The 12,789-nt window shown below is 41.4% G+C and carries 5 protein-coding genes, 2 pseudogenes and 3 CRISPR repeat arrays (1 of these 10 only partly in view); of the genes and pseudogenes, 4 read left to right on the forward strand and 3 right to left on the reverse strand.

Translation table 11 applies throughout. The annotated features are described in order from the left end of the window. A CRISPR array of direct repeats spans nucleotides 1-175; the repeat unit is 28 nt; unit sequence GTTCACTGCCACACAGGCAGCTTAGAAA; it begins 1,353 nt to the left of the window's first position. 18 nt (nucleotides 176-193) lie between these two features. The 3 genes and pseudogenes from OLW01_RS05545 to OLW01_RS05555 form a co-directional block, all read right to left on the reverse strand. Continuing rightward, nucleotides 194-1,234, reverse strand: a pseudogene (locus OLW01_RS05545) (IS1634 family transposase); the annotation flags it as partial. A 17-nt stretch (nucleotides 1,235-1,251) separates the two neighbouring features. After that, nucleotides 1,252-2,363 (reverse strand): IS3 family transposase gene (locus tag OLW01_RS05550; RefSeq protein ID WP_268073582.1). Its coding sequence is split into 2 segments (ribosomal slippage): nucleotides 1,252-2,102 and nucleotides 2,102-2,363, totalling 1,113 coding nucleotides; the frame shifts between segments, so codons are not numbered across the junction. Nucleotides 2,364-2,434: 71 nt separating this feature from the next. Continuing rightward, a pseudogene (locus tag OLW01_RS05555) lies at nucleotides 2,435-3,001 on the reverse strand (IS1634 family transposase); the annotation flags it as partial. Between the two features lie 169 nt (nucleotides 3,002-3,170). Continuing rightward, a CRISPR array of direct repeats spans nucleotides 3,171-3,980; the repeat unit is 28 nt; unit sequence GTTCACTGCCACACAGGCAGCTTAGAAA. A gap of 90 nt (nucleotides 3,981-4,070) precedes the next feature. Continuing rightward, nucleotides 4,071-4,638: a CRISPR direct-repeat array (repeat unit 28 nt). A 476-nt stretch (nucleotides 4,639-5,114) separates the two neighbouring features. Between OLW01_RS05555 and OLW01_RS05565 the strand changes: the two are divergent. From OLW01_RS05565 to OLW01_RS05580, 4 genes are all read left to right on the forward strand, one after another. Further along, nucleotides 5,115-6,713 carry a sulfatase family protein gene (locus OLW01_RS05565; protein WP_268075742.1) on the forward strand — a complete coding sequence of 533 codons (1,599 nt, stop codon included), beginning with the start codon at nucleotides 5,115-5,117 and terminating at the stop codon, nucleotides 6,711-6,713. A 19-nt stretch (nucleotides 6,714-6,732) separates the two neighbouring features. Continuing rightward, nucleotides 6,733-8,796 (forward strand): hypothetical protein, encoded by a 2,064-nt coding sequence (locus tag OLW01_RS05570; RefSeq protein ID WP_268075743.1) that lies wholly within the window; start codon nucleotides 6,733-6,735, stop codon nucleotides 8,794-8,796. Nucleotides 8,797-9,393: 597 nt separating this feature from the next. After that, nucleotides 9,394-11,322, forward strand: coding sequence for a bifunctional metallophosphatase/5'-nucleotidase (locus OLW01_RS05575; protein ID WP_268075744.1), 1,929 nt, complete (start codon nucleotides 9,394-9,396; stop codon nucleotides 11,320-11,322). Nucleotides 11,323-11,607: 285 nt separating this feature from the next. Then, entirely contained in the window at nucleotides 11,608-12,639 is a 1,032-nt protein-coding gene (locus OLW01_RS05580; RefSeq protein WP_268075745.1) for a cytosolic protein, read from the forward strand. The last annotated feature ends 150 nt before the right edge of the window (nucleotides 12,640-12,789 follow it).

The following is a 12,789-nucleotide window of genomic DNA, read 5'->3' on the forward strand; positions in this document are numbered from 1 at the left end:
CGCGAATGTTGTTAGGCGGTTCAATTAGTTCACTGCCACACAGGCAGCTTAGAAAACAATATTGCAGTGACTGTTTAGGCCATCCAGGTTCACTGCCACACAGGCAGCTTAGAAACCGTACCAGTGTTGCGCTGTGTCTGTTGACGTGTTCACTGCCACACAGGCAGCTTAGAACCGATCTTCCGCACCACTTTTAGGAATAAATTTTCTGGTAATGATAACCTAAGCAATCAATGATCGTGTGATTGCGATCCTCAAGATTAGCAACGATCTCAGTGTCTTGGTTGATATACATGATGGTGATCCCTTGAAAGCATTGGAACACCCAGCGAGCGGTGGGTTTCTGATGGGGTTTGTATTTCATATCCGGGAAGTACTGCTCTTGCTCTACAAGTTGTTTGCGGATCTGATGCTCCAAGGCTGCATATACCATTAAACAGACCGTCATCACCATTAATAACGCTTCTATTCGTTCTGGCTTTTTCAAGAAAATGGCGTTGGTTAAAAAGTCTGGGCTCTTCAGAAAGCGGAAGCCTTTTTCTACTGATTGCTGTGATTTATACGTGCTGAGCATTTTATCCATGGTTAACGCTTCACTCATGTCATTGGTGGCAATGATAAACAACCCCAATTGTTCCAGTGCCGCTTGGCGTCGAGCCAGCGGGGTAAATAAACGCCCTGTAATTTGGTAATCAATCCGTATCGGGTTTTCATTTTTTTTAGGTCGCCCTTTTCCGGCAAATGCGGGGACTTGCTCAACTTGCCCTTCAACATCACAGAGTATTTGTTTCTTTTTCCATTCCTCCAATGACTTTTGTGCATCACCTTCGCAAGCAAATATTTTTTGACTGAGTTGTTTAAAGCTTTTACGTGCTTGCTCTGCTTGTTTGTGCATGCGCTTACTTAACGTATGTGTTTCGCGTTTAGCAGCTTGCTCACTGCGTACTAGCAACCACTTTTGCTTTACGCCACCATATTCACATTCATGAAACACGCCTTCGTAGCCTGAAGATAAAGGCGTAAAACTTAAAGTCGGAGCTAATTTGATGAGCGTTTTAGCTTCTTTGAGTGTTTGAGGGACACGCGTGATAAATAGTTGATTGATTTGCTGTAAATGAGAAAGGGATTCTTGAACATATAAAGCAGCATCCCCCACCAAGTAGCGACAGCGTTGTGCTGCCTTTAAGCTATTCACATGGGCTTTAACTATCTTTTTAAACCCATCCATATCATTGGGTAATACACCCATTTTTAATTGACGCTAAAAGTAGAAGGTTGCGTTATTAAAGCCTGTTTGTATTTCGGTGGTATGCCACCAATTGCCTTATTTGGTCGTTCATTGTTGTAAAACCATAGCCATTCTGTCGCATGATCTTGCACTTCGGCAATACTGCTGAATAAATACTGGTTCAGCCATTCGTAGCGAACGGTGCGGTTATACCGCTCCACATAAGCATTTTGCTGTGGGTTGCCTGGTTGGATAAATTTTAGTTCAACATCACGTTTTTCAGCCCACTCAGCCAATAACGCACTGATATATTCCGGGCCATTGTCACTGCGGATTTGCCTGGGCTTTCCACGCCATTCAATAACTTGATTGAGAGTGCGGACAACACGTTCAGCTGGCAGCGAGAAGTCTACTTCAATCGCCAGACCCTCACGATTAAAATCGTCAATGATATTGAGTAGCCTGAAGCTGCGGCCATCAACAAGCTGGTCATGCATAAAATCCATAGACCAACACTGGTTTATCGACTCAGGCACAGCAAGTGCTTCAGGTTTATCCCGTTTTAAGCGCTTCTTAGGCTTTATGCGCAGATTAAGCTCCAGCTCCCGATAAATCCTCAACACCCGCTTATGGTTCCAGCCAAAACGTTTCACATTACGTAAAAAGTAAAAACACATACCAAAGCCCCAACTGCGGTGATTTGTCGTTAGCCAAAGCAGCCAGTCAGCAATTAGCGCGTTCTCGTCACTCAGTTTGGCCTGATAGCGATAACAGGTTTCGCTAATCCCAAACAAGGAACACGCTAACTTGATGGCAATGGAATGGTTTTGCACCGCCTTTTGCGCCAACTCCCGTCGGCGCGACGGCTTTACCACTTTTTTTCGATGGCCTCTTTGAGGATTTCAGCCTTTAGTCGCTCCTCGGCATACATCTTTTTAAGCCGTGCATTTTCGGTTTCCAGCTCTTTTAATCGGGCCATCATGGACGCATCCATGCCGCCAAACTTGGCGCGCCATTTATAAAAGGTAGCCGAACTCATGCCATGCTCGCGGCATAGCTCCGGAACCGGCGCACCGGCTTCCGCTTGTTTTAAAATTGCCAGGATTTGGCTGTCGCTAAATTTTGATGTTTTCATGCAGAATCTCCTGCGTTTATGTTACGAGAAAATTCTACTTTTGACGTCAGTTATTTTTAGGGTGTATTACCATTGCAGTTGCCACTGGCGGGTTTCATATAAACCGGAATGCCGGATTGATTTTCACAGATGAGGTTTAAAACCACTTGGTTTAAGTCGGGGCGGTGGTCGCGAGAATACCCTTTGGCAATGTGGATAGTATTAACATCATCATCCACATCGTTTGATTGACCATCATAATGGAAGCTAGTGGAGTCTAAATGTAGTGATTCTCCGCCCAGACCAAGGTGACTAACAACCGTTTCGCCGAGATCTTGGTATAAACTGGATACACCAAATTCATACAGCTTGTCTAAACATCGACCTAACGCATCATCATTGATTTGCTCAGCCTTGACGCCTTCACCAATTAAGCGCTCAAGTGGCTTATCTTTAAAGTACTCACTGTACATGTGTAGCGTTCGGCCAGTAAACCCCAAGCCATTTATCACCATAGCCAAAACCAGTTGGCCAAAGCTTAAAGTACGATCGTTTGATTGACCGAGTTTACGGTCAATTAAGTCGACCAATTGGATTTCATGACAAAAACCAGCCACCAAGCCGTGATGTTCAAGTGTTTTAGTAAAAGGGTTAGGCATTGTGATCACCACTCTCAAAAGAGAGTAATAGATCAAGATCTGGGATCTAGGTCAAGTCTTTTTTTAAATAATACGATCAACTGAATAAAAAAACACCAAGATTAATTAAAAACTAGGTGCGGAATGACGGTTAGAAAGGTCACTGTTATTAGATGACCTGAGTTTTCCCGTTCACTGCCACACAGGCAGCTTAGAAAACGCTTGCAAGTGATTTTGAGCGGTTTGTAATGTTCACTGCCACACAGGCAGCTTAGAAATGAAAAGCCGAGTGAATTTAATCAAAATAAATGTTCACTGCCACACAGGCAGCTTAGAAAGTTCCAACTCGAGTACGGTATCGGCATTGTAGGTTCACTGCCACACAGGCAGCTTAGAAATAATGCGCACCCTTACGGTCAGTATTGCGCAAGTTCACTGCCACACAGGCAGCTTAGAAACAGGCGCAAAAAACCGCGCAGCGATTAGGCAAGTTCACTGCCACACAGGCAGCTTAGAAAAACAGTAAATAAAGCACATTTTTCTCGGTTGTGTTCACTGCCACACAGGCAGCTTAGAAACAACAATAGCATGATTAAATTGATTAGCTCCGAGTTCACTGCCACACAGGCAGCTTAGAAAGCCGTGGCCCACGTACATGGGGGTGCTTGTGGGTTCACTGCCACACAGGCAGCTTAGAAAGTCCGGAAATGTACCGTCAAATGTTTTAGTATGTTCACTGCCACACAGGCAGCTTAGAAAATCATCAATAAACGCCCACGACTCTGGCGCTGGTTCACTGCCACACAGGCAGCTTAGAAATGGAAGTAAAAGCAGCTCAAAACACAGAAAAAGTTCACTGCCACACAGGCAGCTTAGAAAATACCGAAGGGCACACATGCTTGATTGATGTAGTTCACTGCCACACAGGCAGCTTAGAAAACCATAGCCAAATCATCGGACAAAGGCGCAGGGTTCACTGCCACACAGGCAGCTTAGAAACATAGTTGGGCGCTTGGTTAGCTTATTAGAAAGTTAATGCCGCCCAGGCAGCTTAGAAACTACTTTAAACGCAGGCCACGAATATTAAGCCGTTAACTGCCGCCCAGGCAGCTTAGAAAATCGCCGCTTTTAATACTTCGTCTAATCTGTCGTTAACTGCCGCCCAGGCAGCTTAGAAAGGTTGGTATGCCGCGAACTTGGCCGGGTCGTTGTTAACTGCCGCCCAGGCAGCTTAGAAACGTGTAAAACAAGAAGAAAACTTAGGCACAAAGTTAACTGCCGCCCAGGCAGCTTAGAAATACGGATTTAGGTACGATATTTCTATCTTGGGGTTAACTGCCGCCCAGGCAGCTTAGAAATATTCGTCATATTTCAATGAAGTCTGATAAATGTTAACTGCCGCCCAGGCAGCTTAGAAACCGCCGAGCGGCAATGAAACTAAAACTGAATCGTTAACTGCCGCCCAGGCAGCTTAGAAAGTTCGCATACACTCAGGCGGCGGCAATGTAATGTTAACTGCCGCACAGGCAGCTTAGAAATATATAAATCGATTCGCCAGGTTTGTATTCTTGTTAACTGCCGCACAGGCAGCTCAGAAATGCGGCAACCGCACCAATACCTGTAACTACGCGTTCACTGCCGAACAGGCAGCTTAGGTGACGACTGACCGAAACGAAGTTTCGCAGCAGGAGGAAGTGAGGTCATGGATGGCCGATGTAACCGAGCTCCATGGAAGGATTTTTACACCTCAGTTTGTTTGAAGTTCGGTTCACTGCCGAACAGGCAGCTTAGGTGACGACTGACCGAAACGAAGTTTCGCAGCAGGAGGAAGTGAGGTCATGGATGACCGATGTGACCAGGCTTCAGAGATGAGTATATTTAGCCTATTTTGACTGTAAACTCACCCCCAATATTTATAAAGCCTATACTGCTTAACCCCGACACCTGCCTTAAATCATTATCAGTTTCAAAACTCTCGCCTCTATTCTTGTTAATATATTGTTTATATTGGTTACCATGAAGATTTATAAAATTTACCATATTGTAAATAATGCAAGTTTTGTATCTAATAACTTGGTAATCTGTGTTTTATGTCTAATGTTTACAATTTTAATAAAAGAGAAAAGGGCATTGTATGAAACCTTTCAAAGCTTTACTGACTGCCGGTCTAAGTTTGTGTTGTTTGTTGGCGAGTGCTGTTGCGGCGTCTGATAAAAAGATGAATATTTTATTTATTATGAGTGACGATCACGCCGCGCATGCGGTGGGTGCTTATGGCGGCCGTTTAGCAAAACTAAACCCAACACCCCAGATAGATGCGCTGGCCAAGCAAGGCATTTTATTTAACAATGTTTTTGTAACCAACTCTATTTGTGCACCTAGCCGAGCGAGCATATTAACGGGCCAATATAGCCAGCAAAACGGGGTATTAGATTTAACCGGAGCCTTGCCCGAAAAACAGCAATATTTGCCACAGTTAATGAAAAACGCTGGTTATCAAACCGCAATTATTGGTAAATGGCACTTAAAATCTGAGCCTGCCGCATTTGATTACTACCAAGTATTAAAACTGCAAGGAAAATACTTTAATCCTGAGTTTAGAGTACGAGGCGATAAATCTTGGCCACAAAATTTAACTCAATACCCAGGTCATTCATCCGATGTGATCACCGATATCAGCATAGATTGGTTAAAAAACCGAAAATCGGATAAGCCTTTTTTCTTGATGCATCAATTTAAAGCGCCGCACTATGCGTTTGAATACGCTCCTCGCTATGAAGATTATTTAGCCGATACAGAGATACCCGAGCCGGTCGATTTACACCAGTGGCACCCCAAATTTGGTTCTAAAGCCACCCGAGGTGAAAACGATACTCTGGTTGACCAAATTGGCTCTTCAATATCTAAACGTAATCCACGCCGAAATTTAGGGCAAGACTTTAACATAAGCCCAGAGCTTAATGATGTTGCTTATACTAAAGCCACTTATCAGCAATATTTAAAAGCCTATTTAAGATGTGTGCGCGGGATAGACGATAATATTTCACGGTTAATTCAAACCCTTAAAGATACCGGACAGTATGAAAATACCATTGTTATTTATACCGCCGACCAAGGCATGATGTTGGGTGAACATGATTACCAAGACAAGCGCTGGATGTTTGAGCCGTCTATTAAAATGCCTTTTGTTGTGTTTGATCCGCGTATGCAATCGGCTGGGCAGCGCTCTGATCTTATTATTAATAATACGGATTTTGCACCTACTATATTAGATATTGCTGGCGTAAAAACGCCTGAGTACATGCAAGGCCGAAGCTTTGCGTCTACTTTAAACAATATCACCCCAGCTAACTGGCGCACCGCAAGTTATTACCGTTATTGGTCGCATCGAAAATATCATGATGTGCCGGCACATTTTGGGTTACGCAGTCAACATTACAAACTGATTTACTATTATGGCGCTAACTTTTTACAGCCCTCAGCACCGTTTTATCAGCCCGGCTGGGTTAAAAAAACAGGCCAAAACCCTAACCAAGCAAAAACACCTACCGCATGGGAATTATACGATTTAACTAAGGACCCTAACGAGTTAGTTAATCAATATAACAACCCAGATTACGCCCAAGTGGTCGCCGAGCTTAAACACGAATTGTTAAGACAGCGAGAAAAATATCAAGAAACAGATGTCAATTTTCCACATTTAGACAAGATTATTAAAAAGCACTGGCATTAATAATAGAGAGCAAAAAATAATGAAACGAGTTAATTTTAAATTTAAAGTTGCTTATCTGGCGATTTTAAGCGCGCCATTGGTATTGCAGGCTAACTTGCATGCGGCTGACCCGGTTAAAATTTCAGTCAATGCTAATATGCAACATGCGGTAGGGGGTGTAGCCGAGTTAGATCGCAGTAAATATATTACGTTGCATAGTTTTATTAACGATTCTAATTGGGGGAATAGCGATGGTAGCAAAGGGTTGTCGGCTGAAGATGCAACATTAAGAGATCAGTTTTTAAATGAATATGATGTGTATTTAGGGCGAGATAATGGGGCTTACCCGTGGCATCTTAACCGACTAAAAAAATCATCAAAAAACGGTGAAATATCTTTAAAGCAGGTGCAAAAGTTTGGCCAGCAGGATAAACAAAACTATGCATCTTTTTATAACACCGACCCAGTAGCCGTTGCCGCATTAGAAAAACGCACTGTTAATATGATGCGGGGCGGTCAGCCCGTTATGTACCCACATTTAGAATATCAGTTTCCGTGTGCGGTAAAAAAGTGCAGCCAATATAATACTTGGATAAAAGATTTTGATGAGCTGGCAAAATTTTATGCAACTAACTTAACCTATTCTTATGGGCAGGGCGGCAAAACGGGCGAACCTAAACCCGCTTATATAGAGGTAATGAACGAGCCCATTTTATTTGCAGCAAAACATAGGGCTACGGCTAAATCTATTTCAGAATTACATGTAAAAGTGGCGCGCGAAATTAAAAAAGCGCACCCAGAAGTTAAAGTTGGCGGTTACACCGCGGCTTGGCCGGGGATAGAAGAGCGGGATTTTGCCACCTTTGATGAACGCTGGAAGGTATTTATTGATACTGCAGGTAAAGATATGGATTTTTATTCAATCCATATTTATGACAGTTATCGCGGAAAAAAAGAAGCCTACCGCGCCGGTGCTAATGCCGAAGCTATTTTAGACATGTTAGATCAATATAGTTTGCTGGCAACGGGTACTCGTAAACCTTGGGTAATTTCTGAATATGGGTACTTTACGCCTAACTCGATTGAGCGCGGCGAAATAAAAAATGCAGGTTATTCTAAAAAACTTGATTGGTTTAATATTCGCTCTTTTTCGTCGATGATGATGGGGTTTTTAGAGCGCCCTGATCAAATTGCAGTGTCTATGCCGTTTCATATTAATAAAGCACTTTGGTACAACTCGCAAAATGGTGGCGTTGACTCGGACGGAAAAAGATACAGCACGCGGCTATTTGTGATGGAAGAAGAGCTGAGCGGCAAAAAACATGTTCACGAAAAAGCAGATTCTAAATGGGTGTATTCTGATATTGTTAAATGGTATCAGTTGTGGTCGGATGTTAAAGGGACCCGCGTTGATAGCTTTGCAAACGAAATTGATATGCAAGTGGATGCGTATGTAGATAGCAACAAGCTACATTTAATCGTTAATAACATGGAACATAGTGAGCAGCCATTGCAATTGGATTTGGCTGGTACTTATGGCAATAAAATTAATAAAATCAGTAGCAAACATTTGTATTGGCATCCAGAACAACAAAGCTCAGTGCTAGATGTTAAAACATTAAAAACGGATGAAAAATCTTTTTCAATTGCGCCAGAAGCAACTCGCATTATCACCTTTGAATTTGCTAAAACCTTAAAAATTGATCAACAGTTAGATGAGCATAAATATTATGCCGCCGATAAAAACAGTTTTCGTCAAGCTATTAAAGCCAATCAACCGATAGCATTTAACGTTAATCAGGTTGAAAAAGGTCAACATGGCGAAGCAATGTTAAGGCTTGGAGTGGGGCGCAAGCATCATTTAAGTTTAACCCCGCAAGTTAAGATTAATGGTGTTGCACTTAAGGTACCAACCGATTTACGTGGCCATTATGAAAATAAACCCCGTAAAGACTTTTTTGGTATTTTAGAAATACCTGTGCCTTTTTCGGCAGTGGCAGAAACGAACAATATTGAAGTTGTTTTTCCAGACAACGGCGGAACCGCCACCACCGCAGTGCTACAAGTTTTTAATATGACTCAAGCCGTTAAACGCCCACAATAAATTGGGCGCGGCAGTGCGTTTAAGGTTTTATAACGTGCTGCTGCAATTTATAATCTTTCTAGTTTATCGCTTACTATTCTCTTCATTTTTATCGTTTTTACTTATATTTTTAGGTTTTTCAACCTAGCTTTTGCGTTTGCCAAACCATATTTACCGTTACCGTTTTACTTTTTAAGGAAAATTTTAAGGTAAATTTTAGTAACATTGAAAGTAAAGGTTTAGGTAAGGGTGTTGTTAATTTGACATTCCGGTTATAGATTACTGCGTAGCATTGGCTGATATCATCATATCCGTGTAATGCAGCCAAAATGGGCGGATCTAAAGGTGGGGGGAGCTGGTGATTAGCGTTAGCCCGTAACATGATACGGCTAACTCCTTTGGCTAAAATAGCTTTTTATTTTTGTACACCTGACAGGCTATATAACTTTCATATTTTTTATTTTCATACGTGTTTTTGCATCGGTTTTAAAGGCATTCGATTTAATTAAATGGGTGTCAAATTAGCTTCATTTAAGTGTCATGATTGCGTCCCATTTGATGTTTATTGTTTGGGCATAATTATTTTTAGTTGCCAAAAGACATCCACATGGAGTACGTATGAAAAACCGATTCAAAGTCAGTTTAGTGAGTGCGGCTTACACTGCTTTATTAGCAGGTTGCAATCTTGACATTAATGATAACGACGACGATAACCAAAATAACCAAGCTAAAGCGATTGATGTTACTATTTTGCATATGAACGATCATCATTCGCACATTGCGGCAGATTCGTTTGATTTTGATGTGTCTACTTTAAGTTTGTCAGCGAAAGCTGAAAACGACGCTGCAATAAACGAAGTTGAAGTCACTTATGGTGGTTTTCCAATGTTAGTGAGTTTGTTTGAGCAAGAAGCGGCTAACCATAAAAATGTTTTAAAATTGCACTCGGGTGATGCTATTACCGGTACTTTATATTACAGCTTATATAAAGGCGAAGCCGATGCAGCAATGATGAATCAAGTCTGTTTTGATGCCTTTGCTTTAGGTAATCACGAGTTTGACGATGGTGATTCTGGCTTAGCCAACTTTTTAGATGAATTGAGTTCAGGCAGCTGTGAGACACCTGTTTTAGCTGCAAACGTATCACCAGCAGATGATTCAGCCATTAAAGCGGGTTATATTCAGCCTTATACCATTATCAAAAAAGAAGGCGAAAAAATTGGTATTGTTGGTATAGATATCGCGGGTAAAACCAAAAATTCTTCTCAGCCTGATGATGGCACTGTATTTTTGGATGAAACCACTACCGCACAGCAATATATTGATGAATTAACTGATATGGGTGTGAATAAAATTATTTTGTTAACGCACTATCAGTATGAAAATGATTTAGCCATGGTCGCTAATTTAGAAGGGGTAGATGTGGTTGTGGGTGGTGACTCACACACATTATTGGGCGATTCTACTTTTTCTGATTTAGGATTTAATCCAGTAGGCCAATACCCAACTCGAGTAACAGATAAAATGGGCAATCAAGTTTGTGTGGTCCAAGCTTGGGAATATGCGCATATTATGGGTAAATTAGACGTAAGTTTTGACAAAGCAGGTCATGTTGTTTCTTGTCAGGGCGAACCTTTGATGCCGGTTAGCGATCAATTTGCCTACGAATTTAGCGACAGCGAAACGCGCGAGCTAAGCGAACAAGACAAAATGCTTGTTAGCCAAGCCTTAACACAACATTCTGAAGTGGTTGTAACACAAGCAGATACCGCTACCAGCACGTTAATTGCCGATTATGATCAACAAGTAAACGAATTAACCCAACAAGTGATTGGTACAGTTGCAACCGATTTATGTTTAGACCGTTTCCCTGGTCAAGCACGTTCTACTTTGTGTGACGCAACCGCAACTTACGAATATGGCAGTGATATTTCTAATGTGGTGGCTAAAGCCTTTATGATGGTAACGCCAACGGCTGATATTGGTATTCAAAACGCAGGTGGTGTGCGAGTTGATGTGGCAGCTGGCGATTTTACAATTGCCGATGCTTTTACCTTATTACCTTTTTCAAATACTTTAGTTACATTAGAAATGACAGGTCAGCAAATTGTTGATGTGTTAGAAGATGCACTAGCCAATACATTAGATAATGAGGGCTCAACGGGTTCTTATCCGTATGCTTCTGGTTTGCGTTTTAATGTAGATGCGTCTGCAGCTAAAGGTAGCCGAGTGAGCAATGTTGAAGTTAATCCGCGTGTAGCAGCGAGCTGGACGACAATTGATTTAAACACAACTTATACCGTGGTCACCAATGATTTTATTGCAAGCGGACAAGACGGTTATGCCACTTTTGGTACTGTGTTTAACTCAGGTGATTATGTAGATACTTACACTGAATACGCGCAAGGTTTAATTGACTATGCTGAAATGTTATCAGAGGACAACATGACAATAGATAAATTGCCTGCCGAGGAATATTCAACCCAAAACTATATCGGACGTGATGCATGTAATCACAGTACAGATACCGATTGCACAGGGTACTAATTACCAAGTATTAAGTGTTAGCTAGCTTAAATTACTAACATAAAATACTAATATAAAGTACTAGCTTAAATTAGCTAAACATTTTTAAAACGGCCAGTTATATGACTGGCCGTTTTTGTTTGTTTACAATAATGTTGTTTAAGATAATGCAGGGCAAAATTATAGTTGAAAATTTTTCACACGAACTAGCGAAGTGGAGCAAGTGAAGCCGCTGCCAGATAAGCTTGTTATCGCGTTATTTAAGTAAATTTGTTAGGATCTGCGCTCCGTATTACTGGAGGAATAATGAAGTTATTGTATTGGTTAGATGAATGGTTGGCTTTAGCCGAAGATAAACGGCAAGCAAGTTTGCCTATTTTAGGCAATGATTTACTAGACGATGTGTTTGTTAAGTATCATTTTGTTGACCCCGATAAACCTTTACTTTTTACGTTTTCACCAGCAGGCACCAACGTGCAAGCGCAAGATTTACATGCTGATTTTTCACCTTGGGGCTATCATTTAGCCCAAAAACAAAAAGTGAATATTATTGCTTTTCAGCATTTGGGCAAAAGTAATTGGTTTCGCAGCCGAAATTTAATTTTTTTCCTTGAGCAACTATCTACTTTATTAACGCCTTTTAGCTGCAAATTAGGTTATGGTTTAAGCCGAGGCGGGTTTGCCGTTGGCGCGTTTGCTCAATTACTGAAACTCGATCAAGTATTATTGTTTCATCCGGTTAGTACAAAAAATAAAAATATAGTACCTTGGGACGATAGAAGCAGCACTGATTTAGCTCAACAATTTGATTGGGACAGTGATTACCACGATTTAAATTTGGGCAAGGCTAAAGGCTATATTATTTACGATCCCACTAATCATATTGATCGTTTGCATGCTAAACGTTACCCAGAACTTACGCATTTAAGAGTATTTGGAATGGGGCATGGCACTCACGCAAGTTATTTAAATAAATTTGGCTTTTATAAACAAGTTGCGGTCGATTTTATTAATAACCAGCAAATTGATATTGCTCAATTTCGTCAGCAAACCAGAACATTAAGGCTGAAAGAAGATTATTATCAATCGCTGAATAAAGCCAATGTGAACTCTGCACACCGCTTAGGTTTGCTCAGTAAAGCACATCGTATTTTAATTGATGAAAAAGAAGCGCATGTGCAAGAACATCAAGCAAAAATAGATATTCAACCCTTAATTGATATTGCGATTAAGCATCAGGATAAACACCCTCAAGACGCGGTTCAACTACTTGAAACCGCCCAGCAATTAGTACCAGATGATCCTTTGGTTGAGCACAAACTCAAACAATTAAGCTAGTTTTTAAGTTAATGTAAAAATATAATCCTAACTTTTCATGCACTTACCGACCAGTGAGCTAAGGCGCTAGGCTTTAGATCCGTAGGTACGATTAGCGGCGTGGGCGCGTAAGCGTACAATTACATTTTGAGATTATGGATTTCTGGGGCG

Origin of the sequence: Catenovulum adriaticum (genome assembly GCF_026725475.1) — a bacterium.
Taxonomy (GTDB): Bacteria; Pseudomonadota; Gammaproteobacteria; order Enterobacterales; family Alteromonadaceae; genus Catenovulum; species Catenovulum adriaticum.

What these genes read in the sequence shown, in the direction of transcription:
- OLW01_RS05565 (WP_268075742.1), top strand. Translation starts at nt 5,115, where the DNA reads ATGAAACCTTTCAAAGCTTTACTGACTGCCGGTCTAAGTTTGTGTTGT.
- OLW01_RS05570 (WP_268075743.1), top strand. Translation starts at nt 6,733, where the DNA reads ATGAAACGAGTTAATTTTAAATTTAAAGTTGCTTATCTGGCGATTTTA.
- OLW01_RS05575 (WP_268075744.1), top strand. Translation starts at nt 9,394, where the DNA reads ATGAAAAACCGATTCAAAGTCAGTTTAGTGAGTGCGGCTTACACTGCT.
- OLW01_RS05580 (WP_268075745.1), top strand. Translation starts at nt 11,608, where the DNA reads ATGAAGTTATTGTATTGGTTAGATGAATGGTTGGCTTTAGCCGAAGAT.